This window comes from Gordonia sp. DT30, assembly GCF_049844915.1.
In the GTDB taxonomy this organism is placed as follows: Bacteria; Actinomycetota; Actinomycetes; order Mycobacteriales; family Mycobacteriaceae; genus Gordonia.
On record NZ_JBNCLY010000011.1, the window covers coordinates 81,264 to 106,240 of the forward strand.

Annotated in this window: 25 protein-coding genes, 1 tRNA gene and 2 pseudogenes; 12 read left to right on the plus strand and 16 right to left on the minus strand. The window is 67.3% G+C overall.

All coding sequences use genetic code 11. The features are described 5' to 3' along the window. Window position 1 precedes the first annotated feature (1 nt). Window positions 2-658 (minus strand): TetR/AcrR family transcriptional regulator, encoded by a 657-nt coding sequence (locus ACLQ3C_RS12445; protein ID WP_425705373.1) that lies wholly within the window; start codon window positions 656-658, stop codon window positions 2-4. On the opposite strand from ACLQ3C_RS12445, the gene ACLQ3C_RS12450 reads away from it, so the two are divergent. Then, window positions 619-1,191: a DUF3159 domain-containing protein gene (locus ACLQ3C_RS12450; RefSeq protein WP_425705374.1), complete on the plus strand. Its 573-nt coding sequence runs from the start codon at window positions 619-621 to the stop codon at window positions 1,189-1,191. The two genes, ACLQ3C_RS12445 and ACLQ3C_RS12450, sit on opposite strands and share 40 nt — an antisense overlap. 99 nt (window positions 1,192-1,290) lie before the next feature. On the opposite strand, the pseudogene ACLQ3C_RS12455 reads toward ACLQ3C_RS12450, so the two are convergent. Next, window positions 1,291-1,851: pseudogene (locus ACLQ3C_RS12455) on the minus strand (cutinase family protein); the annotation flags it as partial. Between ACLQ3C_RS12455 and ACLQ3C_RS12460 the strand changes: the two are divergent. Continuing rightward, a pseudogene (locus ACLQ3C_RS12460) lies at window positions 1,753-2,166 on the plus strand (MarR family transcriptional regulator); the annotation flags it as partial. The pseudogenes ACLQ3C_RS12455 and ACLQ3C_RS12460 sit on opposite strands and share 99 nt — an antisense overlap. On the opposite strand, the gene ACLQ3C_RS12465 reads toward ACLQ3C_RS12460, so the two are convergent. Together ACLQ3C_RS12465 and ACLQ3C_RS12470 are read right to left on the minus strand one after the other, a co-directional pair. Then, the gene (locus tag ACLQ3C_RS12465; RefSeq protein ID WP_425705375.1) at window positions 2,090-2,623 is read right to left on the minus strand and encodes a DUF4190 domain-containing protein; all 534 of its coding nucleotides are present in this window, start codon (window positions 2,621-2,623) and stop codon (window positions 2,090-2,092) included. The pseudogene ACLQ3C_RS12460 and the gene ACLQ3C_RS12465 overlap by 77 nt on opposite strands. A gap of 634 nt (window positions 2,624-3,257) precedes the next feature. Continuing rightward, complete coding sequence (locus ACLQ3C_RS12470) at window positions 3,258-3,422, minus strand: hypothetical protein (RefSeq protein ID WP_425705376.1); 165 nt, start codon at window positions 3,420-3,422, stop codon at window positions 3,258-3,260. A gap of 75 nt (window positions 3,423-3,497) precedes the next feature. On the opposite strand from ACLQ3C_RS12470, the gene ACLQ3C_RS12475 reads away from it, so the two are divergent. Together ACLQ3C_RS12475 and ACLQ3C_RS12480 are read left to right on the plus strand one after the other, a co-directional pair. Beyond that, window positions 3,498-4,055 (plus strand): peptidylprolyl isomerase, encoded by a 558-nt coding sequence (locus ACLQ3C_RS12475; RefSeq protein WP_425705377.1) that lies wholly within the window; start codon window positions 3,498-3,500, stop codon window positions 4,053-4,055. After that, window positions 4,052-5,020: a rhomboid family intramembrane serine protease gene (locus ACLQ3C_RS12480; RefSeq protein ID WP_425705437.1), complete on the plus strand. Its 969-nt coding sequence runs from the start codon at window positions 4,052-4,054 to the stop codon at window positions 5,018-5,020. Before ACLQ3C_RS12475 ends, ACLQ3C_RS12480 begins: the two co-directional genes overlap by 4 nt. 13 nt (window positions 5,021-5,033) lie before the next feature. On the opposite strand, the gene ACLQ3C_RS12485 is transcribed toward ACLQ3C_RS12480, so the two are convergent. Then, the gene (locus tag ACLQ3C_RS12485) at window positions 5,034-5,543 is read right to left on the minus strand and encodes a PH domain-containing protein (protein WP_425705378.1); all 510 of its coding nucleotides are present in this window, start codon (window positions 5,541-5,543) and stop codon (window positions 5,034-5,036) included. 92 nt (window positions 5,544-5,635) lie between these two features. After that, window positions 5,636-5,926, minus strand: a complete 291-nt coding sequence (gene crgA / locus ACLQ3C_RS12490; RefSeq protein WP_425705379.1) for a cell division protein CrgA — start codon at window positions 5,924-5,926, stop codon at window positions 5,636-5,638. Window positions 5,927-6,109: 183 nt separating this feature from the next. On the opposite strand from crgA, the gene ACLQ3C_RS12495 reads away from it, so the two are divergent. Then, a complete protein-coding gene (locus ACLQ3C_RS12495; RefSeq protein WP_425705380.1) occupies window positions 6,110-6,859 on the plus strand; it encodes an aminodeoxychorismate/anthranilate synthase component II in 750 nt (249 codons plus the stop codon). A 21-nt stretch (window positions 6,860-6,880) separates the two neighbouring features. On the opposite strand, the gene pknB is transcribed toward ACLQ3C_RS12495, so the two are convergent. From pknB to ACLQ3C_RS12530, 7 genes are all read right to left on the minus strand, one after another. Continuing rightward, on the minus strand, window positions 6,881-8,788 hold the full coding sequence (pknB, locus tag ACLQ3C_RS12500; protein WP_425705381.1) for a Stk1 family PASTA domain-containing Ser/Thr kinase: 1,908 nt from the start codon (window positions 8,786-8,788) through the stop codon (window positions 6,881-6,883). 4 nt (window positions 8,789-8,792) lie between these two features. Further along, window positions 8,793-10,136, minus strand: a complete 1,344-nt coding sequence (locus tag ACLQ3C_RS12505; RefSeq protein ID WP_425705382.1) for a protein kinase domain-containing protein — start codon at window positions 10,134-10,136, stop codon at window positions 8,793-8,795. Further along, window positions 10,133-11,617, minus strand: a complete 1,485-nt coding sequence (locus ACLQ3C_RS12510; protein ID WP_425705383.1) for a peptidoglycan D,D-transpeptidase FtsI family protein — start codon at window positions 11,615-11,617, stop codon at window positions 10,133-10,135. The genes ACLQ3C_RS12505 and ACLQ3C_RS12510 overlap by 4 nt, the downstream gene beginning before the upstream one ends. Beyond that, window positions 11,614-13,044: an FtsW/RodA/SpoVE family cell cycle protein gene (locus ACLQ3C_RS12515; RefSeq protein ID WP_425705384.1), complete on the minus strand. Its 1,431-nt coding sequence runs from the start codon at window positions 13,042-13,044 to the stop codon at window positions 11,614-11,616. The genes ACLQ3C_RS12510 and ACLQ3C_RS12515 overlap by 4 nt, the downstream gene beginning before the upstream one ends. After that, entirely contained in the window at window positions 13,045-14,607 is a 1,563-nt protein-coding gene (locus ACLQ3C_RS12520; protein WP_425705385.1) for a PP2C family protein-serine/threonine phosphatase, read from the minus strand. Further along, window positions 14,604-15,068: an FHA domain-containing protein FhaB/FipA gene (locus ACLQ3C_RS12525; protein ID WP_425705386.1), complete on the minus strand. Its 465-nt coding sequence runs from the start codon at window positions 15,066-15,068 to the stop codon at window positions 14,604-14,606. The genes ACLQ3C_RS12520 and ACLQ3C_RS12525 overlap by 4 nt, the downstream gene beginning before the upstream one ends. A 225-nt stretch (window positions 15,069-15,293) precedes the next feature. Continuing rightward, on the minus strand, window positions 15,294-16,607 hold the full coding sequence (locus ACLQ3C_RS12530) for a DUF3662 and FHA domain-containing protein (protein ID WP_425705387.1): 1,314 nt from the start codon (window positions 16,605-16,607) through the stop codon (window positions 15,294-15,296). A 338-nt stretch (window positions 16,608-16,945) separates the two neighbouring features. Between ACLQ3C_RS12530 and ACLQ3C_RS12535 the strand changes: the two genes are divergently transcribed. Further along, window positions 16,946-17,031 (plus strand) — tRNA-Leu (locus ACLQ3C_RS12535). Window positions 17,032-17,215: 184 nt separating this feature from the next. Then, a complete protein-coding gene (locus ACLQ3C_RS12540; RefSeq protein WP_425705388.1) occupies window positions 17,216-18,502 on the plus strand; it encodes a Swt1 family HEPN domain-containing protein in 1,287 nt (428 codons plus the stop codon). Between the two features lie 27 nt (window positions 18,503-18,529). Here ACLQ3C_RS12540 and ACLQ3C_RS12545 read toward each other — a convergent pair whose 3' ends face one another. Both ACLQ3C_RS12545 and ACLQ3C_RS12550 read right to left on the minus strand, forming a co-directional pair. After that, a complete protein-coding gene (locus ACLQ3C_RS12545; protein ID WP_425705389.1) occupies window positions 18,530-18,760 on the minus strand; it encodes a hypothetical protein in 231 nt (76 codons plus the stop codon). Between the two features lie 414 nt (window positions 18,761-19,174). Further along, on the minus strand, window positions 19,175-19,765 hold the full coding sequence (locus tag ACLQ3C_RS12550) for a pentapeptide repeat-containing protein (protein ID WP_425705390.1): 591 nt from the start codon (window positions 19,763-19,765) through the stop codon (window positions 19,175-19,177). Between the two features lie 193 nt (window positions 19,766-19,958). Here ACLQ3C_RS12550 and ACLQ3C_RS12555 point away from each other — a divergent pair, with 193 nt between their 5' ends. From ACLQ3C_RS12555 to ACLQ3C_RS12575, 5 genes are all read left to right on the plus strand, one after another. Further along, window positions 19,959-20,297: an ArsR/SmtB family transcription factor gene (locus tag ACLQ3C_RS12555; protein WP_425705391.1), complete on the plus strand. Its 339-nt coding sequence runs from the start codon at window positions 19,959-19,961 to the stop codon at window positions 20,295-20,297. Window position 20,298: 1 nt separating this feature from the next. After that, window positions 20,299-20,946, plus strand: a complete 648-nt coding sequence (locus ACLQ3C_RS12560) for a dihydrofolate reductase family protein (protein ID WP_425705392.1) — start codon at window positions 20,299-20,301, stop codon at window positions 20,944-20,946. An 8-nt stretch (window positions 20,947-20,954) separates the two neighbouring features. Next, window positions 20,955-21,416 carry an SRPBCC domain-containing protein gene (locus tag ACLQ3C_RS12565; protein ID WP_425705393.1) on the plus strand — a complete coding sequence of 154 codons (462 nt, stop codon included), beginning with the start codon at window positions 20,955-20,957 and terminating at the stop codon, window positions 21,414-21,416. Between the two features lie 64 nt (window positions 21,417-21,480). Continuing rightward, a complete protein-coding gene (locus tag ACLQ3C_RS12570) occupies window positions 21,481-21,972 on the plus strand; it encodes a pyridoxamine 5'-phosphate oxidase family protein (protein WP_425705394.1) in 492 nt (163 codons plus the stop codon). A gap of 164 nt (window positions 21,973-22,136) precedes the next feature. Beyond that, window positions 22,137-24,206: an MDR family MFS transporter gene (locus ACLQ3C_RS12575; RefSeq protein WP_425705395.1), complete on the plus strand. Its 2,070-nt coding sequence runs from the start codon at window positions 22,137-22,139 to the stop codon at window positions 24,204-24,206. A gap of 36 nt (window positions 24,207-24,242) precedes the next feature. Here ACLQ3C_RS12575 and ACLQ3C_RS12580 read toward each other — a convergent pair whose 3' ends face one another. Next, a complete protein-coding gene (locus tag ACLQ3C_RS12580; protein ID WP_425705396.1) occupies window positions 24,243-24,899 on the minus strand; it encodes a dihydrofolate reductase family protein in 657 nt (218 codons plus the stop codon). Between the last annotated feature and the right edge of the window lie 78 nt (window positions 24,900-24,977).

Genomic DNA, 24,977 nt, shown 5'->3' on the forward strand with positions numbered 1-24,977 from the left:
TTCAGAATTCATCTCCGGCCGCCCGCAACGCGGTGGAGTGCCTCGCGCGGCCCGGGTCGTCACCGTAACCGATACACAGCCGGGTCAGCCCGTCGACGAGGACGTGGTGTGCCGCTTCGGCCGGCACCGTGCCGGTGAGCACCAGACTGGTGACGCCGTGCTGCAGCGCCCACACCTGTGCCGCCCAGATGGTCACGATCTTCTGCTCGTCGGGGTCGTCCGGGTGGAATCGTCCCGCGGCGACACAGCCGTCGATCAACGCGCGCAGAGAGGTGAACGCGGCCCGGCCGGGCTCGTCCCCGCGTGCCGGCTCGACGAAGAGGAACCGGTACCGATGTGGTTGCGCCACACCGAAATCTAGATAAGCCACCGATGCCGAGGCCAGTGCCATCACCGGATCGTCGATGCCGGCGGTGGCCGAGGCGGTGAGCATGCCGAGATGCGCGAACCCGTCGGATCGCAAGGCCGCGTGCAGGGCTCCCGTCGCGCCGAATCGGCTGTAGATCACCATGGTCGACGTGCCCGCTGCCTTGGCGATTCGCCGGGCGGTCAGTGCCGACGGGCCGTATCGGGCCAACAGATCGCCGGCCACCGCCAGCAATTGCGTCGTGGCGACGCGTGTCGGCGCCTCGTCCGAGGGTCGCTCTTCGGAGTTCACCGCGCCACCTTTCGAGGAGATCCGAGCGCACCCTGGTGTGTGTCGGCATCTCCGCCGCATTCGCGCTACACAGCGGTCAGGCCCGGGACTTCTTCCAACCCGACCTCTGGTATCCGCCGATTGTCGCTGTCGCGCTCTTGATTTCGTGCGCTGCCCGATATCCTGCGGTCGGCGTGCTGTTCGGACTGATCGGACACCGATCCAGGCGATGGCGTGCCGATCCCTACACCCGGCGCCTGTTCACCGCGCTGACCGTCGCGGTCGCGGGTGCCTTCCTGATCCGCTTCGGCGTGCAGTTCGCAATCTTTCAGCATGGAAGTGTCGGCTGGTTGGCTGTGGGTCGGATCGCGACCGGGATGCCGCTGACGGCGGTTATGCTCGTCGCGATCGGCTGGTCGTTCCGTCGGGTCGAGCGCCGGCCGGCGCCGTCGACGGATGCCGACAACGGCACCAACGGACCCGGGACGAAGGCAGATGCCCCGACACGTCTGCCCGAACGTATCGCGCGGCTTCGACAGTCATGCCCCGGTTGATGAGCGAGAGCCGCCGTGTAGATCCCGTGCTCTGAACCCGGAGCCGTCCGGTCAGGGCTTATTCCTCTCGCGACAGCCCGATACTGATCCGGTCTGCTCCTACAGATGCGCCCGAACGTATTGGGCCGCATCGATTGTCATGCCGTTGACCGCGTAGAGCACGTGCAGGCTGTTGGGCTGACCGACGGGCGCGCCGTCGCAGACGACGTCACCGGGAATGCAGTAGCGCTTGGTCTTGTGCTCATAGAGCGGTCCGACGGTCATCGGCGGCGCACCGATCTGTCGGATCCAGTTCGTCGACGGAGGAGCGAACTGGATGACCGCGGCGACATGTGATGCGGCGGCGTCGGCCAGCGGGCGTGGCACGCGGTCCTCGTACTGCTGGTACTGCGGATCGATCTGAATCTTGTTGCTCAAGGCATAGGTGGCGACGACCGCACCTTGCGAGTAACCGCCGACCACGATGTGGCTCGCCGGGCATTGGGCCGCGAGATACTTGATGCGGCGCTGAGTGTCGTTGACGCCCTGTACAACTCCCTCGACAAAGGCGACACGGTTGTTGAAGTTGCTGCCGGCGGGGTAGTTGACCCCGTAGACGTCCACCGACTTGCCGGGCAACTGGTTGCGCAGGGCCTCGCCGAACGAGAGTCCGGTGACGCCGACCGGCGGCGCGGTCTCGACGGTGCCGCGGGCGAACACCACCTCGATATCGGCGCACTGCGCGGCGGCAGCGGCGCGTGGGGTCGGTGCGGCCAGAACGGCCGCCGTGAGCAGGGCCAAGCCGAACAACGCCAGAAGTGGACGCTTCATTCGTCGAATGCTACGCCGGGGACGGCTCTGCGTTGTGGAACCGCGCCATCAGGACGGGGTCATCAGCACGGGGTCGCCGCGGACCGGACTATCCCAGGACCAGTACCAGGAGGTAGGCCACGATCGCCACCAGCACGGCGAAGACATAGGCCCAGCCGACGATGATCGCGACCGTCGCAAAGGGGTCACCGTATTCGCGGGTGCGTCGGATCTGGTTGCGTGCCCGGTAACCCAGGAACAGCCCGACCGGTGAGGTGATGCCGAGCACCGACAACACCATCGCCCAGATGGCGAGGACGTTGGTCCGATCCGACGACTGCGTGGACCGGACTGCGGCGGCGGTTTGCCCGCGCACGGGCGCCTCCTTGGACACCGAGGGAGCATCCACGGCGATCGTGGCCGGCTCCGAGCTCTTGTCGGTGCGGTTGTTGTCGGTGCGGTTGATATCGGGGGAGTTGCCGACGGGCTTGTTGCCGAGAGGAGCGTCGGCCGGGGGCTGGCGTGGCGGGCGGTCCCGCGGCGGACCGAGGGGCCCGGCGTCGACGGCGGAGTACGCGCGCGGCGGTGGGCCGTCCGGCGGGATCGGCGCTCCGGGCGGCCGACGCCCCGGGGGCGGCGGCATTCGGGTCCCCGGACCGGAGCGGGCACCGGGCGGCGGACCGCCCCGCCATCCGGGCCTCGGCCCGGAACCGCTGGTGGACAGGTCATTTGGCCGCGGATGCGGACCTGGGCCGGCGTTCGGACCGGGACGTGGGCCCTGGCCGGTGTTCGACGGTGCGCCGGGGCGCGGCGCCGGACCACCTGGAGACCCCGGACCCCCTGGAGACCCCGGACCACCTGCAGGCGGCGGACCTCCGGGAGCCGGCGGCCTGCCAGGCCGGGGAGGTCGTGGCCCCTGGCCGGTCGGGGCGATCGGAACCCGCGGACTCGATGCCGAGCTGGCCGGGGCGGGCGGTCGCGGCACGTTCGGCCCGGGCCGCGGATCGGGATCGCTGCCGCCGACGGGTGCGGTGGGTGGACGCTCCCACGGCGCCGAGGCCGTCCCGGTGCCGATCCCGTCGGCGTCACCCTTATCGGGACGATCGGTTTCGATGTTGCCGACCCTCTCGCCCGCGTCGTCGCGCTGGGCGTCGCCGCCAGGCCTGCTCTCGTCGGAACTCACCCGTTCAAATTACCTTCTCCGGTCGCCGGCGCGGCGCGGCACGCGTCCCGTTGCGCTCGTCGACGTCCGTCTTGCCGGATCCTCGCGAACCTGGTCAGCGGCTCTCGCCCTCGACGGGGCCGAGCTCTTCGACGCGTGGCACGGTCGGCGACACGGGCGGTAGCTCGGTCCGGGTCCGACGCACCACGGCGGCCGCGGCCACGGCCGACAACGCCGTCACCGAGGCACCGACGATCAGGAGGAGATACTTCTTCGGCATGCCCCACAGCGTGCCAGGTCGGTGCGGTGGAGTGCTACTCGAGTTCGGTCCCCGAAGAGCACGGTGCCGTGGCCGATGGGCTTGGCCGCGACGATTTGGTTGGATGGAGACGTGACCACTTCAACTCAGACCGTGACCATCCACACCAACCGCGGCGACATCAAGGTCGATCTGTTCGGGAATCAGGCACCCGAGACCGTTGCCAACTTCGTCGGCCTCGCCACTGGCAGCAAGGACTACAGCGAGCCCAACGCGTCCGGCGGCGACTCCGGACCGTTCTACGACGGGTCGGTGTTCCACCGCGTGATCGAGGGATTCATGATCCAGGGCGGCGACCCCACCGGCACCGGCCGCGGCGGCCCCGGCTACCGCTTCAAGGACGAGTTCCACCCGGAGCTGCAGTTCGATCGTCCCTACCTGCTCGCCATGGCCAACGCCGGACCGGGTACCAACGGGTCGCAGTTCTTCATCACCGCAGGCCCGACCCCGCACCTGAACCGCCGCCACACCATTTTCGGCGAGGTGACCGATCCGGCATCGCAGCAGGTCGTCGACGCCATCGCCACCACGTCGACCGACCGCTCCGACCGACCGCTCGACGAGGTCGTCATCCAGAAGATCGAAGCCAACTGAGCACGGAACCCGTCGCCGAACCGACGGTCTGTTACCGGCATCCCGACCGTCCCACCGCGCTTTCCTGTACGCGGTGCGGGCGGCCGGCGTGTCCGGAATGCCTGCAGCCGGCCGCGGTCGGAGCGCATTGCGCCGACTGCCTGCGCGGCGGCGGGCCCCCGGACGGCAGGCAACACCGGGGCCGGGGGCAGCGCGGCAGCGGGCAGGATGTCCGGCGGCCGGCGTTCGGCGACCGCGGCATCCGGTCGGTGGTGACGCGCCCGGTACGCGCCCGCCGCCCGATCGCCACGTACACGCTGATCGCGATCAACGTGGTGGTCTTCGCCTACACCGTCTACGCCGCGAGGTCGTTCGACGTTGAGGTGTCGGCACCTCTGCTCCACGGCGAGCTGGTGCGCGGCAACGTCTTCCTCGGCGAGTACTGGCGGCTGGTGACCGCGGGCTTCCTGCACTACAGCCTGCTGCACCTCGCGGTGAACATGATCTCGCTCTACATTCTTGGGCGCGATCTCGAAATCGCCTTGGGCATAGGGCGTTTCGTCATGGTCTACGTGACCGCACTGCTCGGCGGGAGTGCCGGGGTGATGATCGCGCAGGCCGATGCCAGCCGGTCGGCCGGCGCGTCGGGCGCGATCTACGGACTGATGGGCGCCATGCTCGTCGTGGTCCTACGGCTGCGAGTCTCGCCGGCGCCGGTGCTCACGATCATCGCCATCAATCTGGTCATGTCGTTCTCGATCCCCGGCATCTCGCTGGCCGCCCACGTCGGGGGCCTGCTGTTCGGCGCAGCAGCCACGGCCGCACTCATCTGGGCGCCGCGACTGCTGCCGCAGCGCGCGCGCACCGACCGTAATGCGGCCATCGTGGGCTGGACCGCCGTGAGCGCGCTGTTGGTGCTGGCCGTCGCCATCAGTGTGGGCGTCGCGGTGACCCACAGCGGCGCGATCCTGGTCTACGTGCGCTGAGCTTGCCGGCGATTCAGCGCCGCGAATTCTCGACGAGGAAACCCGCGGCCGCCAGCGCATCGGCCACGTCGAGCAGGTCGGTGCCGAGGTCCCAGCGACCGAAGACCGCCAACGTCGTGTCCTCTGGCGGGGTCGAGTCCTGGCCCGCAGCCCGACCGACTGCCGAGCCGCCGCGACAATAGTCGATCTCCAACTGTCCCGAACGGCGCCCGATCCGGCGCATCGTCAGGATGCGCACCCGCTCGACGTCGGCGGGGGTGAGCGTGACCGCACCGCCGATCCGGCGGATGGTCAGCGTGGGCGCGGGCCCCGCCGACACCGCCAGCCGTGGCCGGATCAGCGACGCGTAGGTCCCGAAGCCGAGCAGCAGCAGGCCCGCGATCCCGATGATGACGGAGCCGGCCGCGTCGGGCGCGACGAACCCCGCGCAGAGCAGCAGCGCGATCCCGCCGGCGAGGAGTGCACCGACCGCGGGTTTGGGGGTGGCCCATTGCTGTGTGGACAGTTCCGCAGAGTTATCCACAGAAGTTACTCACAGTGGGGATGAATTACACACATGTAATTTCCACATGTGGATGACCGTGAACAAGGTCCTGAACAGCGGCGATGCGAATGTCAGCGCCACTTCATCGTCATCAACAGGCCGACGACCATCATCGCGAAGCCGATCAGGAAGTTCCACGCGCCCAGATTGTTCATCCAGTGCAGAGCCTGCCCGGGGCCACCGTAGGTGGTCTCGCCTGCGGCGAGGTAGTAGACGATCAGCCAGGCCAGGCCCAGCAGCATGAGGCCGAGCATCGCACCGACGTAGATGGAACTCGAGGGACCCGCCTTCACCTTGACCGGCGTGCGGCTCGCCGGATTGATGGTGTAGTCGGTCTTCTTCCGGACTTTTGACTTCGGCATGACTTCCTCTGTTGTGCTGCGATGGCCATCGACGGGCGAGACCATTCGCGTCAGTTTTCGCGTGCGACGCCGGGGCCGTGGTCGCCCGATGTCTGATCCGACGGGCCCGACGCATCCCCTCTACGGTAACGCACCAGGTCGCTGCGGTGAGAGCCCCGCGACCGGCCGGGTAGCCTGGCACAGATGACCAGCGCAACACCCGATGAGGCCGGCGCCGTGCATCGCGCGCCCCGCGTCCTTGTGATCGACAACTACGACAGCTTCGTCTACAACCTGGTCCAGTACCTGGGCCAGCTCGGCGTCGAGGCGACGGTGTGGCGCAATGACGACGCGAGGCTCACGTCGGAGAACGGCGAGTTCACCGACGAATCCCTGCGCAACGCACTACGCGGACCGGCCGGTGAAGGCTTCGACGGCGTCCTGCTGTCGCCCGGTCCGGGCACCCCGCAGCGTGCCGGCGCGACGATGCCGCTCGTGCGGGTCGCAGCCGCCGACGGTGTGCCGCTGCTCGGCGTGTGTCTGGGTCACCAGGCGATCGGCGCGGCCTTCGGCGGCACCGTCGAGCGCGCCCCGGAGTTGTTGCACGGCAAGACCTCCCTCGTGCACCACGATCAGGTCGGGGTGCTGCGGGGGCTGCCCGATCCGTTCACGGCCACCCGGTACCACTCGCTGACGGTGGCACCCGAGTCCATCCCCGACGAGCTGGTGGTGACCGGACGCACCGAGTCGGGCATCGTGATGGCCATGGCGCATCGGGAGCTGCCGATCCACGGCGTCCAGTTCCATCCGGAGAGCGTGCTCACCCAGGGCGGGCACCGGATGCTCGCGAACTGGCTGAGCGTATGTGGCATCACCGTCGACGAGTCTCGGGTCGCGGTGCTCGAAGACGAGATGGCCGAGGCCGTCGGGTCGGCGCGGGCCGCCCACGCCTGACCGCGACGGCAGGCCCGGAGATCAGCCGGGTAGCAGGCTGGCGCGTCCGACGACGATGCTGACGCCGCCGTTCTTGTTCACCTTCGATCCGCCGCCGGGCGTCTGCGACAACACCTTGCCGTCATCGGGGCTACCGAGCGGCACGTTACGTGTCGTCTCGGTCAGCGATCCGTTCCAGCCCGAGCGCCCCAGAGTGGCGCGCGCCTGATCGGCGGTCTGGCCGGTCAGGTCGGGCAGGACGAACATGTTGCCCCGCGAGACCGTCAGCTGCACCGTGCTGCCCTGTTTGATGGTCCCGCCGACCGTCGGCGAGGCGCTGACGACCTGGCCTTGCGGCAGTTCGGAGTCGCCTGCGACGACGGCGACGTCGAGACCGAGCTCTTCGAGCTGGGCGCGGGCCGCCGACTCGAACTCGCCGACGACGTTGGGGATCGTGACGTTCTTGGGTCCGGTGCTGATCCGCAGGATCAGCGGATCGCGCACCGGCGCATCGGCGCCGATCGCCGGATTCGCGTCGACCACCTTGCCCACGTCCACGGACACCGAATCCACTTGCTGCACATTGATATTCGAGAATCCGGCGCTCTGCAACTGCGCCATCGCGTCGGCCTGGGTCTTGTTGCGCACGTCGGGTACCCGCGCCCGCTCGCGGCCATTGGAGATGAACAGGGTCACCGTGGACCCGTCCGCGGTGGGTACGTTCTCACCGGGCGCCGAGCGGGTCGCCTTACCCGCCTCGACGGTTTCGCTGGACTCCTCGAGCTGTTTGACCCCGAAGCCGGCTCGCTCGAGGGCGGTCCGCGCGTCGGCCGCCGACAACCCGCTCACCGCGGGCACCGCGACCTTGTGCGCCGAGCCCGACGACCACGGCGACCACCAGAGCAGCAGGCCGACGACGAGTACGAGGACGGCGGCCACCGACCCGGCCACCAGCCACGGGGAGCGGCGGCGCACCGGGGTGTCGTCGCCTTTCCCGGCGGCCGGCTGGCCACCGGTGTCGGGACGCAGGGCGCGGCGCGGACCGGAGCCGGGTTCGAGCAGTGCGCTGCGATCCTCCTCCGACATGAGCAGCGGCGCCGACGGCTTGCCGCCGGCGAGCACCTTGATCAGATCCGACCGCAGTTCGGCCGCCGACTGGTAACGGTTCTCCTTGTTCTTGCTCATCGCCTTCATGACGATGGAGTCGAGTTCCGGTGAGATCTCCGGGCGCACCGCCGACGGCCAGCGCGGATCCTCGTGCACATGCTGATGCGCGACGGCCACGGGCGAGTCACCGGTGAACGGCGGTTCGCCGGTGATCAGCTCGAACAGCACACAGCCCATCGAGTAGATGTCGCTGCGCGGATCGACCTTGATGCCGCGGGCCTGCTCGGGAGACAGATACTGCGCGGTCCCCATCACCGCACTCGTCTGCGTCATCGTCGCCGAGGTGTCGTTCATCGCCCGGGCGATACCGAAGTCCATCACCTTGACCGCACCCGACGAGTCGATCATCACGTTCGCAGGTTTCATGTCGCGGTGCACGATGCCGTTGCGGTGCGAGAAATCCATGGCCGCGGCGACGTCGGCCATCCAGGTCATCGCCTGCTTGGGCGCCACCGGGCCGTTGCGGCGCAACACATCTCGCAGCGTCTCGCCGTCCACGTACTCCATCACGATGAACGGCAGCGGACCGTCCTCGGTCTCGGTCTCGCCGGTGTCGAAGACCTGAACGATCGTCGGATGATTCAGCTTGGCCGCGTTCTGGGCCTCCCGGCGGAACCGCAGATAGAACGACGGATCCCGCGCCAGATCGGCGCGCAGCACCTTGACCGCGACATCCCGGTTCAGCAGGAGATCGCGCGCGTAATGCACCTCGGACATGCCACCGAAACCGAGCGTCTCGCCCAGTTCATAGCGGTCGGAGAGGTGGTGCGGGGTCGACATCATGGCATCAACACGGCACCTGTAGCGGCCCGATGCTGCACGACCGGGTGGTCGCGCCGGGATCGGAGGTCTCCGGTGTCGTCTCCTCGGGTGTCGTGGTCTCCGGCGTGGTGGTCACCGGCGGCGTGGTCGTCGTCGTCCGATGCGGACGCGTCGTGGTGGTTTCCTCGGTCGTCGGCTCGTCGGTGGTCGTCACCGTGGTGGTCTGGGTGGTCGTCGACCTCGGTGCCGGTGTCGGCGGGTTGTTGTCGTTGGCGCTGGCGAGGTAGTAGCCGATCAACGCGATCGCCCCCACGAGCAGGGCGGTGGCGACGCCGGCGAGTACCTTCTGGCCGGTCGTCCAGCCGCCGCCGGAGCCGGCGGCGGCCGCGGTGGTCGGCGGTCGCGCCGATGTGGGCGGTGGGGTGGAGTCGGTCATCGCGCGGGTCGAGGCGGCGTGTGCCGCGACGGCGCCCGCACCGGCTCCGGCGACCGCGCCGGCGGCGACGGCTCCGGCACCACCGGGGTGCGGCGGCCGACGGCCGGCCCGCACCGCGGCGACCGCGTCGGCGAACGCCCCGCCGTTCGGATAGCGCTGCTTGGGGTCCTTCGACATCGTGATGTCGATGAGTTCGCGGACATTGCCCGGGACCGTGTCGGGCAGCGGGGGCGGCGTCTCGCGGATGTGTTTCATCGCGACGGTGATCGCACCGTCACCGAGAAACGGGCGGCGTCCGACGAGCGCCTCGTAGCCGACCACACCGAGCGAATACACATCGGAGGCCGCGGTGGCGTCGTCGCCGGTGGCCTGCTCGGGGGAGATGTACTGCGCGGTCCCCATCACCATGCCGGTCTGGGTGACCGGTGCCGCGTCGACGGCCTTGGCGATACCGAAATCGGTGATCTTCACCTGGCCGGTCGGGGTGATCAGAATGTTGCCGGGCTTGACGTCCCGGTGCACCAGGCCCTGGCTGTGCGCGGCCTGCAGCGCCCGTCCGGTCTGCTCGAGCATGTCGAGGGTGTTGGCCACCGACAACCGGCCCATCCGGGAGATCACCGAGTTCAGGGGCTCGCCGTCGACGAGTTCCATCACCAGGTACGCCAGGGTGCCGCCGCCGCGGTCGGCGGTCTCGCCGTAGTCGAAGACGTTGGCGATGCCGGGATTGTTCAGCTTCGCGGTGGTCTGCGCCTCGGTGCGGAACCGCGCCGCGAACTCGGGATCATCGGAATACTCCGCCTTGAGCACCTTGACCGCGACCCGGCGATTGAGCCGGGTGTCGAGAGCTTCCCAGACCTGTCCCATACCGCCGGTGGCGATGAGACGCATCAGCCGATAGCGGTCGGCGATGATGGAGCCGTTCTGCAACGTCATCGTCCACCTCCTACATAAGCATTGATCACTGCCCGGCCAATGGGTCCGGCCACGGTATTGCCGACCGATCTCACACCGAACTTCCCATTCTCCACCACGACCGCCACGGCGATCTTCGCGTCCGTCGACGGACCGAACGCGATGTACCAGGAGTATGGGGTGGCGGTGTTCTCGTCGCCGTGTTCGGCGGTACCGGTCTTCGACGCGATCTGGACCGGCCCCCCCGACGGGTTCGACGAATTCTCCACCCCGACCATCATCGATGTCAGGCTAGCCGCCTGCTCCGAGGTGACCGGCGAGTTGATGGTCGTCGGGGGAGTCGTGTACAGGGTGCGCAGATCCGCCGACTGTAGTTTGTCGACGAGGTAGGGCTGCATCCGCACCCCGGCATTGGCCACCGTGGCCGAGACCATGGCGTTCTGTAGCGCCGACATCGCCACGTCCTTCTGGCCGATCGCGGTGAGTGCGAGAGATGCGCGGTCGGGAATGGCACCGACCGTCGAGCGGGCCACCGGCATCGGGATGTTCGGCGCCGGCTGGTCGAGGCCGTAGAGGCGCGCGGTCTCCTTGAGCTTGGTGGCGCCGTCGGGCATCTTGTTGAGCGCCAGGTCGGCGAAGGCCGTGTTGCACGAATACTTCACTGCGTCGGCCAGACTCACCGTGCCCGATCCGCCCGGGCAGGTCTCGTCGCCGTAGTTCGGCAGGGTCGCGGTGCTGTCGGGCAACTGAAAGGTCGATGCCGCGGTCAGCTGCGTCGACGCGGTTTGCCCGTCGCGCAGCGCGGCGGAGGTCGTGATGATCTTGAAAGTCGAGCCGGGCGGGTAGATCTCGTCGATCGCGCGATTCTGCAGCCGCTTGTCGGGCCCGGTGTCGGCGCCCCACGCCGCCTCGCGGACGCTCTGTTCATGACTGGAGAGCAGGTTCGGATCGTAGCTCGGGGTCGAGGCCATCGCCAGGATCTTGCCGGTGCTCGGGTCCATCGCCACGACCGCACCGACGCACGGACCGTCACAGGTCGCGCCGGAGTTCAACTGGTCGTAGGCGATCTGCTGCAGCCGCGGATCGATCGTCGTCACGACATTGCCGCCACGTGGATCGCGGCCGGAGAACATGTCGGTGAACCGTTGACCGAACAGCCGGTCGTCGTTGCCGTTGAGGATCGAGTTCTCGTACTGCTCGAGCCCCGCCGACCCGTACTGGATCGAGTAGTAGCCGGTGATGGGCGCGAACGCCCGCGGATTCAGCGGATAGTGGCGCAGGTATTTGTACCGGCTGTCGGTGCCCTGTGACATGGCGATGACCTCGCCGCCGGCGATGATCGAGCCGCGCTGGCGCGAGTACTCGTCGAGTAGGACGCGGTCGTTGCGGGGATCGGTGCGAAGTTTGTCGGCCTTGATCACCTGAACATAGGTGGCGTTGAGGAGCAGGATCACGATCAGCGCGATCAGCGCGACCGACACCCGCCGGATCGGTGTGTTCACGGGCGCTTCACCGCCTGCGTCGGCAGCGACTCGACCGGCTTGGGAGTCGGCCGGCGCTTGGTCGGATCGGGTTCACGTGCAGCGTTGGACACCCGGATCAACAGCGCCACCAGCACATAGTTGGCCAGCAGCGACGACCCGCCGTAGGAGACGAACGGTGTGGTCAGACCGGTCAGCGGGATCAGTTTGGTGACACCGCCGACGACGACGAAGACCTGCACCGCCATGGTCACCGACAGCCCGGTGGCCAGCAATTTGCCGAAGCTGTCGCGAACGGTGACCGCGGTCCGCAGCCCACGCACCACGAACAGCAGGTACAACATCAGGACCGCGGCGAGGCCGAACAGGCCGAGTTCCTCGCCGATGGTCGCGATGATGAAGTCGGTGTTGGCGAAGGGCACCGCGTTGGGCCGTCCCGAGCCCAGTCCGGTGCCGAACAATCCGCCCGTGGCGAGCCCGAACAGGCTCTGCCCGATCTGATAGCCGGTGTCGTAGAAGTCCCCGAACGGGTCGAGCCACACCGAGACGCGAACCTGCAGGTGCGGGAAGAACTGGTACGCCAGTATCGCTCCGACGACGAACAGGGTCAGGCCGATGATCACCCAGCCGACGCGTTCGGTGGCGACGTAGAGCATCGTCAGGATCGTCGTGAAGATGAGCAGCGGGCCACCGAGGTCGTTCTCGAGGGCGAAGATCCCGATCGCCACCACCCACGCGATCAGCAACGGCCCCAGGTCGCGGGCGCGCGGCAGATCCATCCCGAGGAAGTGTTTGCCGGCCGTGGTGAACAGGTCGCGTTTGGACACCAGCAGCGCCGCGGTGAAGATGATCAGCAGGATCTTGGAGAACTCGCCGGGCTGGATGTTGAACAGCGGCGTGCGGATCCAGTTCTTGGACCCGTTGATCTCCGACAACGACGCGGGCAGGATCGCCGGGATCGCGAGGAAGATCAGCCCGCCCAGGCCCAGCGTGTATGCATAGCGCGACAACGTCCGATGATCGCGGATGAGGATCAGGATCGCCGCGAATGCGGCCATGCCGAGAAACGCCCACAGCAGTTGCTGGTCGGCGTTGTTGGTCTTGGTCGTCGGATTGATCGACTCGCCGGTGTTGCCCGACCCGAGGTCGAGCCGGTGGATGAGCACCAGGCCCAGGCCGTTGAGCATCGCCACGATGGGCAGGAACACCGGGTCGGCGTGCGGCGCAAAGCGGCGCACCACGAGATGACCGATACCGAACAGCACCACATAGGCGGCGACATACTTCAGCAGATCCACGGTCAGGGACTGATTCTGGGCGCTCTGCACGATCAGCAGGGCAACGGTGACCACCCCGATGGCACACCCGAGCAACGCCATCTCGGCGTTGCGTCCGGTGTGGGGGGGCCGGGTCGGCCGGGCGTGCGGCGTGGCAGCGGCTTGGGTCATCTACGGTTCCCGGCAGTTCGTTCCGGGCTGATCAGCCGAGGGGGACGTCGGCGACGTCGACGGGTGCGGGGTCGACGGGTGCCCGGTGGTGGCACCGGGAGCAGGAGGCGTCCCAGACGGTGTGGGCTGTTCGGTCACGGGCGCCACGTGGATCGTCGCCGGGACGGCCCGGTAGGTCGCGGGCACCGGTTGGGCCGGTGCGGGATTGGGGGCAGGCGCCGCACTCGGTGCCGGTGACGGGGCCGGTTGCGCTGGCGTGGACCGGTCGTGGACGTCGGGCATCGGCGGCTTGCACAACGGCAGCAGCTCGAGCTCGGAGGTGGTGCCCAGGATCTCCGAGAGCGGTTTGCCCGAGATCCGGTGGTCGCGGACCGCCGACTGCGAGAACGGCTGCAGGTCAGCCACATTCAGCTCATGACAGTTGGTGTCGCCGACCGGGACGAAGGTGATGGAGGCCGAATCCTTGTCCGGGTCGACGATGCAGCCCTTCTGGGTGAGGTTGCTGACCGAATAGAACAGCACCGCATCCGGCGAACCCTGGAACACCACGACCTTCGAGTCCTGCTGGCCGATGTAATAGGTGCGATGCATATAGCCGCGCAGTACGAAGAATCCGGCCACGAGCGCGGCGATCACCAGGACGATGAACGCCACGGTGAACCAGCGGCCTTTGTGGCTGCGGTGTACCGGCTCGTCGTCGTCGGGCAGGATCGTCGGCTGCTGCGGCAGTTCCAGCGGTGGCCGCAGTGCGGCCGCGCGGCCGGCCGCCGTCTTGGGGTCGGGAGTGTAGGCGTCCTCACCGGTACCGGCGGCACCACCGACGATGGGACGGGAATCGCCATAATCGGTGTCGACGACGTCGGCGAGCACCACGGTCACGTTGTCGGGACCGCCGCCACGCAACGCCAACTCGATGAGCCGATCCGCGCATTCGCGGTAGTCGGTGACCGTGCCCAGCGTCTCGGCGAGGGTTTCCTCGCTGACCACGTCGGAGAGCCCGTCGCTGCACAGCAGGTACCGATCGCCGGCGCGGGCCTCACGCACGATCAGCGTCGGATCGACCTCGGCGCCGGTCAACGCGCGCATGATCAGGGAACGTTGCGGGTGGGTGTGCGCCTGCTCGGGGGTGATCCGGCCCTCGTCGACGAGGCTCTGCACAAAGGTGTCGTCCCGGGTGATCTGGGTGAGCTCACCGTCGCGATACAGGTATCCGCGGGAATCGCCGATGTGGCACAAGCCGATTCGGCTGCCGGCAAACAAGATTGCGGTGAGCGTGGTGCCCATGCCGTCGAGTTCGGGCTTCTCCTCCACTTGATCGGCGATGGCATGATTGCCGGCCTGCGTGGCGCGATTGAGGGCGGCGAGCAGATCGCCGGTGGCGTCGTCGTCGTCGAGGGAGCGCATGGATTCGATGACGAGGCGGCTGGCCACCTCACCGGCCGCGTGGCCACCCATGCCGTCGGCGAGCGCGAGCAGCCGGGGCCCGGCGTAGGCCGAATCCTCGTTGTTGGACCGGACGAGACCCTGGTCGCTTCGCGCGATATAGCGCAATACGAGGGTCACGGGCGAAGCTCGATCACGGTCTTGCCGATGCGGATCGGCGTCGACAGCGGCACCCGCACCGCCGTGGTCACCTTGGAGCGGTCGAGGTAGGTGCCGTTGGTGGAACCGAGGTCCTCGACGTACCAGTCGTCGCCGCGACGAGCTAGTCGTGCGTGACGTTCGGAGGCGTAGTCGTCGGTGAGGACCAACGTGGAATCATCGGCGCGTCCGATCAGAACCGGCTGCTCACCCAATGTGATGCGTGTATTCGCCAGCGCCCCCGCGGTCACCACCAGATAGCGCGCCGAACCCTTGACACTCGGCTTCGCCCGGCCCTTCTCGGCGCTTCCGCGGAAGCGGGGCAACCGGGATCCCGAGGCGGTGACGATGTCGGCGCGCACGGTACGGATCACGGCATAGACGAACAGCCAGAGCAGCAGCAGGAACCCCAATCGGGTCAGCTGCAGCACCAACCCCTGCATGTCGTCATCCACCTCCAGCGCATCTCAACGGTCGTCGATCGAAAGAGTCGGTCTCCGAGGATACGGATGACACGACCCGAGACGGGTCTGCATCGACAGACCCGACTGCATCTTATGGGCTCAATCCGGCGGGCCCGTCATTCAGATGTGTCAGTTCTGCATCAACAGATTGCGTCCGACGAGGGCCGCGCAGACAGCGGACAGACGCGCCGGTGACTTTCGCCGCTACTGGAACCGGACTGTGATGTCAGAATGCCCCACCCGGATCCGATCACCGTCGGCGAGCTCCCAGCTGTTCACCTGGACGTCGTTGACGGTCGAGCCGTTGGTGGAGTTGAGGTCGGTGAGCATCGCCGTGCTGCCATCCCAGCGGATCTCGAGATGACGACGCGAGACGCCGGTGTCGGGGAGCCGGAACTGCGCATCCTGGCCGCGGCCGATGACATTCGAGCCCTCGCGCAACGCGAAGGTGCGGTTGCTGCCGTCCTCGAGGACCAGCGTGATGGCGGTCGGCGCGTAGCCGGCGGCCGGCCGCCCGTAGCCCTGCTGGTAGTCGTAGCCGCCCTGCTGGCCGTAGCCGCCCTGGTCGTAACCCGGCTGGCTGTAGCCACCCTGCTGGCCGTAACCCTGGTCGTAGCCCTGCTGGCCGTAGCCGCCCTGGTCGTATCCCTGGCCGGGCTGGCCGTAGCCCTGGTCGTATCCCTGGCCTGGCTGGGCGTACCCCTGCTGGTCGTAGCCCGCCTGGTCGTACCCCGGCTGACCGTAGCCCTGGTCGTATCCCTGGGCGGGCTGTGCGTAGCCCTGCTGTCCATAGCCCTGGTCGTAGCCTTGCTGGCCATACCCGCCCTGGTCTTGGCCCGGTTGACCGTAGCCCTGGTCTTGACCGGGCTGCTGGCCGTAGCCGCCCTGATCGGGCGCCGGCTGCCCGTAGCCGCCTTGGTCGTAGCCCTGCTGTCCATAGCCGGGCTGTCCGTAGCCCTGCTGGTAGTCGTAGCCGCCCTGCTGGCCGTGGCCCTGGTCGTACGCAGGTTCCGGGCCCCTGCGCTGGTCATATCCGGGGTTCTGCGTCATGTCTGGGGCTCCTACTACTTGTTTGGCCACACCTTCTGGATGCGGCTGTGAACGTGGTCGGCGTGCGTCTCCGTTACGCACCGCGCGCGGCTCGACGTCCGGATTGACCGCGCCGCGCGCACGGAACATACCTGTATGCAGGGACGGAGACTGGTCGAATTCGACGACGACCTGACCGTATGTCTGCCACCCGTTGTCCTTGATGAAGTTCTCCAGGTGTTTGGAGAACCGCTTGCGGTTCAACTCGTACTCGGCCGCAACGTGCTCGTGGTCGGTCGGGCTGAACAGCAACGTGTAGCTGTTCGCGGCCAGGATTGTACCGTCTCCGAGGTCTTCCAACGAGCCCTCGGCTTCTCGCTGCAGGCCGTTCTCGATCTCCTGCGGGGCGACCTCGCCACCGAATACCCGGGCGAAACCGTCGTCGACCGCGCCCTCGAGCTTGCGTTCGATCCGCTGCAGAATACCCACCGCCGACCTCCCTTCGCGGCTTATATGGCGTGTCGCCGTGCGTATAGCCTTTCTAGATGATACCGATACTGACGGCCAAGGCTGCCGTGAAGCAACTGTCGTACCGTCTGCAACATACGTATCAGCACCGTCAGGTGCGACGCACCACCTGACTCCATGGTGTCTGACCAGCGGATTCACGTCCAGTTGCCGGTCTTCGACCGCTCGAATGACGACCACGTCCAGCGCAGGGCCGGGCTGCCCGATTTTCTACTACGGGCCGCGCGGTGCTATCGTCGTGCAGGCTGTTGATCGAACCCAACGATCACGGTCATGCCCGCCGATCAGTCGGCGGCCACGGGCGAGTGGCGGAATGGCAGACGCGCTGGCTTCAGGTGCCAGTGTCCTTCGGGACGTGGGGGTTCAAGTCCCCCTTCGCCCACCACGAGCGGTTCAGCTCAAATCGGAACACACAGGTCAGGTCGCGGGATGCGGCCTGGCCTTTCGTTATTGTGCGGCGGCCGCACATCTCGGACGGTCCTTCGCCGCCTGGGCGAGACGTCGCACGCTGTAGGACATTCGCAGTTTTTGTCACCGGTTGCCGATAGGGTCCCTCACCGGGGTTGCACATGGGCGGCTCCATTGCCGAGCCGAACTGGAGGGAGAACTGCCGTGCGTTCGAGAGCCGACGATCGCGGGTCTTTCACTGCCCTGCGCCAGGAGCACGAAGGCGGCCGTGCGACCTTTCTGGCCGTGAAAGGCAAATGGGTACTCGAGGAGGCAGCCCAATGACTTTCGATCCACGCCACTCCGTCGATGACGGTCTCCATCACCTTGCGAATCGACTCGATCCGATCATCGGCACAAAGCTCGCGCCGAACCTCGGTGACCTACCGTGGCCGACCGTACTCAGTGAGCTCGACAAGATGAAGGGCAAAACGCCCAAGTTCTACTCTGCGACCGATCTGCAATCGCAGCTCAGGGTCATCACCGAACGCGTCGGCAACCTCGGATATCCGTTCGATGACCACACCCGTGTGGTGAGCACGCTCGGCAACGAGCTCCGAATCGTGCGAAACCGCTGGGCGCACCACGACGACCTGACGACGCTCGATGCTTGGCGCGCACACGATTTCGCAGTGCGACTCCTCGAGCATTTCGGCGACGAGCCCGGAGCCGTGGACGCACGGAAGCTCCGTGATGCGGCATTCGACAGCTTGGCCGTGGAACGTGGGATCGCCGAGCACGTCGTCCCAGCGCCCACGCAGCCGGCAGAGCCCTCGAAATCCGATCCAGATGCGCAGCCAGAAGGTGAAGCGCAGCCGGAAGCTGAAGTGGTCCGGCCGGATCCATCGGTGTTGACGCGATCCGATTCCACGGAGACGCCGACGATCGGTTCGGGCCGTTCCGAATTCGAGCCGTGGGCGGTCGTGGTGGTCGGTGATGTTGCTGTCCTCGACGACCTGCCCAAGAAGGTGGCAAAAGATAAAGTCCGAGCGGTCGCTGTGGAGATCGCCGATTTCGAGGGTCCGATTCACATCAATCGGCTGGCTGCGCTCACCGCGGCTTCCTTTGGAGTTCAACGTCTTTGGTCGGCACGAGAAAAGAAATTGATCTACCAGATCAAGCAGACCGGACTGGTGGTCGACGACGACAAGACGGTCTGGCCAACCGATCTCGACCCGAAGGCATGGACGGAGTTCCGTCCCAACGACAGCACTGTCGATCGGCAGTTCACCGAGATCAGTCCGGTGGAGGTCGCCAATGCCATGCGCTTCCTGAAGGAGAACAATCCCGGGATCAGCGAGGCCGACCTGGATACGGCCACCCTCCAAACCTTCGGCCGCAAGCGCAGAACGAAGCAATTCGCGGCGCATCTCGACAAGGTGCGGAGCCTGCTGAGCGTCAAGCCGTAGAGGTCTACGTGGCCGCTGCCGTCGTGATCATCCGGTCGAGAGTGGGCTGGAACTCGGCGCGTAGCGCGTCTGGATCTGCGCATATTCCTTGTCGAGTTCGTGCAGCCGCTGTGCCGCGCGCGGTGTCGGATCGTGTTGGGCGAGCTCCTGAACCGCCGACCGCATCGCGGCAGCGCGGCGCTCGAACTCGGCCCATTCCGAAGGGGTGACGCGTCGCGGCCAGAACAAGTAAGCCGCGATCCCGGCGACAACGGCCACCGCCAGCACGACGCCGATGAGCAGGTACTCGGGGTGTGCCGGAATCTCGGTGACGACACCGACCGTGGGTGCCGTGCGCGACCGAAGGTGCAGGATTCACCCGTAGTTGGGGCTGAGGGGTCGTCGGTGCAACCGGTACGAGCGCGGGCCGAGAGGGCCGCAACGATCACGATCGCCGCCGCGGCCACGATGCTGCCACCGAGGACCGTCGCCAGAGTTCGTCGTGAAGGCCGCAGCCGCCACCCGACGCAGGACCACAGGCCGGGTTGCCCGGTCGACCGCGCCTGGCTGCTCATCCGCACCTCCGACTGCTCCGTCATCCGCTGGCATCAGGGCAAGGCTAGCGGCGCCCCTGTCAGACGACCTGAATCCGGGCTCCGCGGGTGGCCAGCCATGACTGCAGGTGCGGTCCACTCAGGACGTCGGGTGCTTCGTCACCCACATCGATCGCTCCGGAGATGCGGCCCGTGGCACCGTGCAGCGTCGCCCCGAACAGCCGGCTGCCGCCGAGGTCGGTGGACCCTCGCCGGAGTCGAACAGAACGGCATCCAGGGTCGCGCCGTGCAGATCGACATCGGGCATGAACGCGTTGCGGCAATCCGCGCCGGTGAGGTCGGCCTCGCGCAGGATCGCCGTGTCGAGGTCACACCGTTGCAGGCAGGCACCTCGCAGAACCGCTTGTGCGGCATTGCAATCGGACAGATCGGCCTTCCGAAGGTGAGCGTCGGTGAGGTCGGCACCACGCGCATCTGCCGCGGACAAGCAGGCCCCGTTGAGCCGGCTGCCACGAAGGATGACACCCCGAAGATCCGCGTCGGAAAACCAGGCGCCACCGAGATTCAGGCCGCGGAGATCTGCACCTCGGAAGTCGCGGTCGCTTCCAGCGAGAGCGGGTATCGACTCTTGGCGGGCGGCTCGCCGGAAGTAGTCCTCCAGCGCGGCGCGGGCAGCCGGGTCAACGGGCCACCGCCGCACAGCGGCGGGATCGGTCTGGTATTCGGTCACTGCACCTGCCTCATACGATCGACCGCCACGAATCGGGTCAGGATATCGCTTCGCCGAGAACCCAACCGCAGCGTGACCAACGGTGGTGCGGCGGGCCGCGGGCGCCGCGTCGCTGATGGCCCGTGTGGCGCTGTCGGTGCGGAACAGCCGGGGCCCCTTGACGCCTCGTCCCTTATCGCCGATACTTAGGCATGTGCCTAAGTATCACGCCGAGCTCGACGCGGTCCTGCGGGCTCTCGCGGATCCGACGCGGCGGGCCGTTGTCGAACGCCTGGCGAAGTCGCCGGCGGTCGTGTCCGACCTCGCGGCACCGTTCTCGATGGCATTGCCCTCGCTCATGCAGCACTTGCGCGTGCTCGAGGATGCAGGCCTGATCACGTCGGAGAAACAGGGCCGCGTCCGCACCGTGAGCCTGCGCCCCGGGGCCCTCGACGTCGTGCACCTGTGGCTCGACGAGCAACGAACCCCCGCCGAACGCCACGCCGACCGGCTCGGCATCCACCTGACCCGCTCCACCCCGAAGGGAACCTGACATGACCCGCGTACGTCTTGACATGTTCGTCTCGCTCGACGGCTACACCTCGGTGGCCGATGAGGCCGCCGACAACCCGATGGGTGACGACTGGGAACGCCTCACGGCCGCCTACGTCGCCACCCGCACGTTCCGGCAACGCATCTTCGGTGACACCAGTGGCGCCGGCACCACCGGCGTCGACGACACCTACGCCGCCGCATTCTTCGAGGGTGTCGGCGCCGAGATCATGGGTGCGGCCATGTTCGGTCTGCACGCCTTCCCCGACAATCCGGAATGGCAGGGCTGGTGGGGTGACGAACCACCGTTCGGCACCCCGGTCTACGTGCTCACCCACACCGCGCCGCGTCCGGCGATCCCGATGCAGGGGGGGACGACATTCCACTTCCGCAGTGGCGCAATCGAAGAGGTGCTCGCCGAGGCCACCGAGTCGGCCGGCGGAGCGGATGTGCGCGTCGGCGGCGGTGCGCGGACCGCACGCGAATTCCTGCGTGCCGGACTCGTCGACCACGTGCATCTCATGGTCGCCCCGGTCGTCCTCGGGCGAGGTGACCGGCTGTGGGACGACCTGCGCGGCCTCGAATCCACCCACAAGGTGACGACGGAAACGGCCGAGAGCGGCACCACCCACGTCACGTTCACCCGATAGGAGACCCGATGACCGTCGAACGCCGCCTCGCCCGTTCCGGATTCACCCTGACCCGCGAATACGCCGCCCCGATCGGACGTGTCTGGGACGCCTTCGCCGACGAACAACAGAAGCTGGCCTGGTGGGGTGCAGGCGACGACATCGAGCCCGGCGAATGGGCCTTCGACTTCCGAGTCGGCGGCCGCGACGTCTCCGAGGGCATCTTCCACCACGGCTGGGTCTCCCGGTACGAGGCCACCTACACCGACATCGTCGAGCACAACCGCATCGTCACCAGCTACGACATGTGGATCGACGGTATCCACATGTCGACGTCGGTGGCATCGCTGGAGTTCGACCCGATCGACGAGGGCACCCGGTTCACCCACGCCGAGCACGGCGTCTTCTTCGACCGGTTCTGGGACGGTGGTACGGGCCGCGAGGAAGGCACACGCGGTCTCCTCGACGCCCTCGGCACCTACCTCGCCTAGACCGAGAGAGCACGGCGTTCGCCGGACGGGCCCGCGCCGCACCCGCCGGTCCTATCGTGAACACATGGCCACCTGGGACGAATTCGAGCACACCGCACCACGAATCGCAGCCGTGTTCCGTCGGCGTCACACCGCGACCGGCAACCTCTGCATGCTGGGCACACTTCGTGCGGACGGCTTTCCACGGATCAGCCCGATGGAGCCCCGTTTCTTCGAAGGGCAGCTGTGGCTCGTCGGCATGCCCGACACCGCGAAGTTCGCCGACCTCGCCCGAGACCCACGCTTCACACTGCACACCGCGACGGTCGACACCCAGGTCACCGACGGCGACGCGAAGGTGTGGGGCACCGTCGAGGATGTCCGGGACACGGCACTGCATCAGCGCTTCGCGGCGGATCTCTACGACGACACCGGTTTCGACCTGCGCGGACGCGCCTTCGACCACTTCTTCGCCACGGATGTCGTCGGCGCGGCGGCCGTCGAGATCGACGACGGACACCTCGACATCACGACGTGGCGTGCGGGTGGAGTCGAGCAGGTGCACCGCAAGCATTGAGACGGTGGACAATTGCGGCGATCGGGCGTCGCGCTACCGATTATCCGGACGATCCCGCAGACAGCCGACCCGCGGCCACCCCGGCCGGTAGCGTGGGCCACTGACAACCCGGCGGTATCAGCGTCGGCCGGTCCATCGCGTGCCCGGTCGGATCGGAGGAGTCGATGGCCACATCCACGACGGCGATGGCGACCGAGGCGGCACGACCAGCGCTCACGCCCACCCGGCGGAACCTGATCTTCGCGTCCATCGCAGTCGGGATGCTGCTGGCCGCGCTCGACCAGACCATCGTGGCCACCGCGCTTCCGACGATTGTCAGTGACCTCGGGGGCGGCGGCCACATGAGCTGGGTCATCACTGCGTACATGCTCGCCGAAACGGTGTCGACGGTCCTGGCAGGCAAGCTCGGCGATCTCTTCGGACGCAAGAACATGATGATCGGCGCGGTCGTGGTGTTCATCGTCGGATCGTTCTTCTGCGGACTCTCCGGCGGCATGGCCATGCTGATCATCTCGCGCGCGGTGCAGGGCATCGGCGGTGGCGCCATCACCGTGACCGCCACCGCCCTCATCGCCGACGTCATCCCGCTCCGCCAGCGCGGCGCCTACCAGGGCGCGCTCGGAGCGGTGTTCGGCGTGACGACGGTGATCGGCCCCCTGCTCGGCGGGCTGTTCACCGACCACCTGTCGTGGCGGTGGGCGTTCTACGTCAACGTGCCGGTGGCGATCATCGTGGTCGGGATGTCGATCGCGTTCATCCCCGGCGCCGCCGAGAAGATCCGCAGCAAGATCGACTATCTCGGTGTGGTCTTCGTGACTCTCGGATCGGTCGGATTGACCCTCGGATTGTCCTGGGGCGGATCGCAATACGCGTGGGGGTCGGCGACCATCATCGGGCTGTTCATCGGTGCGGTGATCGCCTTTGTCATCTTCGTGTTCGTCGAACTCCATGCGACCGAACCGATCCTGCCGATGCATCTGTTCCGGAGGCGGGTGTTCACCGTCGCGGCGATCCTGTCGTTCGTCGTGGGATTCGTGATGCTCGGTGCGATGACCTACCTGCCCACCTTCCTGCAGTACGTCCAGGGTACCTCGGCCACCGAATCGGGTTTGCGCACACTGCCGATGATGGTCGGGTTGCTGATCACCGCGATCTACTCCGGTCGTGTCGTCGGCCGCACCGGCAAGTACCGCATCTTCCCGATCGCCGGGTCGGCGGTCATCGCGATCGGGCTCTATCTGCTGTCCCGGATGGACGAGCACACCTCGATCCTGATCACGTCGATCTTCATCTTCATCCTCGGCGCCGGGATCGGCCTGATCATGCAGGTGCTGACGATGGTCGTGCAGAACACGTCCAGCTACCACGATCTGGGCACGTCCACCTCGGCGGTCACCTTCTTCCGCACCCTGGGCATGTCGTTCGGGACCGCCGTGATGGGCACCCTCTACTCCAACAAGCTCGGCACCGAACTACCTGCCGCGATCGCGCAGGCACGACTCACCAACCCGGCGGCGGCCACGCAACCCGCGCTCCTGCATGCACTCGACTCCGCCCAGCGCGCCCCGATCGTGCACGCCTACGCCCAGTCCACGCAGTTCATCTTCTTCTGGGTGGTGCCGGGAGCACTCCTGGCGTTCGTGCTGGCGTTCTTCTTGCCTCAGGTTCCCTTGCGCGACAGTGCGAAAGAGGCCGCCCGCGGTCCGTCGGAAGGTTTCGCCATGCCGGAGAACAGCCGCTCGGAGGTCACGCTCGAAACCATCATCGGACGCATTCTGCATCGCCGAGACCGCGGATCGGTTCTCGCGCAAGCATTGCAGGCCGCGCACAGCCCGCTCGACGTCCCCACCGCATGGGGTCTGCTCACCGTCGGCTTGCCCGCGAAGTTCCTCGACGTCCAGCCCCGCCAAGCCGACATCGAACAACGGATCGGCATACCCGTCGGCGTCCTCGACTCCTTCTACGACGGCATCGTCGACGCCGGATACCTCAGCCGGGACGGCGAACGCCTGCAGCCGACAGCGGACGGCCGCACCCAGGTCGACGCGATCACCGCCGCCTGGCGGGACTGGCTCGTCGGCCAGGTCCACGACTGGCTCTCGGATGACGGGGACCACGCCCAACTCACCGCCGACGTCACCGCCGCACTGAATCGGATCGCCCATCGAGCCCTCGAAGAAGAGCAGATGCCGACCGGCAAGCACGCACTGGCCAGTAGTGCCGGCACGTCGTGATTCTCATGCGAGCCGACGACGCAGAGCTCGGATCTCTCAGGTGCCGGCCGGCCGGTACACATGGGCCACCACACCGCCGCTGAACGCGGTCGCGTCGACCAGCCTCAGATCGGCGGGCTCGCCGAGATCGGCGAACAGTGCGAGGCCGCGGCCGAGCGCGACCGGATGTATGAGCAGCCGGTACTCGTCGACAAGACCCGACCGGATGAGGCTGCGGGCGAACAGGGATCCGCCGTGGGCGAGAACGTAGTCGCCGGGTTCTTCCTTCAGTCGCCGAATCTCCTCGGCGAGTTCGCCATTCGCGAGCCGCGGCGAATCCCAGCCGAAACCCTCGGCGGCCGAGGGTGTTACGTCCCGATGGTGCAGTGTCTCCTGGCGGGTGAACACCACCTTCGGGCTCTCGTTCATCGCCGCTGCCATCGGGCCCGACGCGGTCGGCCAGTAGTCGATCATACCGTCGTAGGTGCGCCGGCCCATGGCGTGCAGACCTGCCTGCGAGAGCGTCTGGAGCACCCAGTCCGTCGAGTCCTCGCTGCGCGAACGGAACTGCCAGTCGAGTTCGCCGCCGGGGCCGGCGACGAACCCGTCCAACGACATCGACATCTTCAACACGAGATCCCGCACCCGAACCACTCCTTCGACGACCGTCAACAGCGAACACTGGGATAGACCGGGATACGTGCCGAAAGTCATCGGGCTCGTCGAACCGGTACTTCGGGCCGGGGTTTGACTCACCGAGATTCCTAACCTGTGCACCCGACGACCAGGGCG

Coding starts and splice junctions, on each gene's coding strand:
- ACLQ3C_RS12515 (WP_425705384.1), bottom strand. CDS start 13,044: ATGACCCAAGCCGCTGCCACGCCGCACGCCCGGCCGACCCGGCCCCCC.
- ACLQ3C_RS12465 (WP_425705375.1), bottom strand. CDS start 2,623: ATGCCGCCGCCCCCGGGGCGTCGGCCGCCCGGAGCGCCGATCCCGCCG.
- ACLQ3C_RS12505 (WP_425705382.1), bottom strand. CDS start 10,136: ATGACGTTGCAGAACGGCTCCATCATCGCCGACCGCTATCGGCTGATG.
- ACLQ3C_RS12470 (WP_425705376.1), bottom strand. CDS start 3,422: ATGCCGAAGAAGTATCTCCTCCTGATCGTCGGTGCCTCGGTGACGGCG.
- ACLQ3C_RS12575 (WP_425705395.1), top strand. CDS start 22,137: ATGGCCACATCCACGACGGCGATGGCGACCGAGGCGGCACGACCAGCG.
- ACLQ3C_RS12525 (WP_425705386.1), bottom strand. CDS start 15,068: ATGCAGGGGTTGGTGCTGCAGCTGACCCGATTGGGGTTCCTGCTGCTG.
- ACLQ3C_RS12565 (WP_425705393.1), top strand. CDS start 20,955: ATGACCGTCGAACGCCGCCTCGCCCGTTCCGGATTCACCCTGACCCGC.
- ACLQ3C_RS12570 (WP_425705394.1), top strand. CDS start 21,481: ATGGCCACCTGGGACGAATTCGAGCACACCGCACCACGAATCGCAGCC.
- pknB (WP_425705381.1), bottom strand. CDS start 8,788: ATGATGTCGACCCCGCACCACCTCTCCGACCGCTATGAACTGGGCGAG.
- ACLQ3C_RS12475 (WP_425705377.1), top strand. CDS start 3,498: ATGGGCTTGGCCGCGACGATTTGGTTGGATGGAGACGTGACCACTTCA.
- ACLQ3C_RS12495 (WP_425705380.1), top strand. CDS start 6,110: ATGACCAGCGCAACACCCGATGAGGCCGGCGCCGTGCATCGCGCGCCC.
- ACLQ3C_RS12540 (WP_425705388.1), top strand. CDS start 17,216: ATGGGCGGCTCCATTGCCGAGCCGAACTGGAGGGAGAACTGCCGTGCG.
- ACLQ3C_RS12560 (WP_425705392.1), top strand. CDS start 20,299: ATGACCCGCGTACGTCTTGACATGTTCGTCTCGCTCGACGGCTACACC.
- crgA (WP_425705379.1), bottom strand. CDS start 5,926: ATGCCGAAGTCAAAAGTCCGGAAGAAGACCGACTACACCATCAATCCG.
- ACLQ3C_RS12580 (WP_425705396.1), bottom strand. CDS start 24,899: ATGACTTTCGGCACGTATCCCGGTCTATCCCAGTGTTCGCTGTTGACG.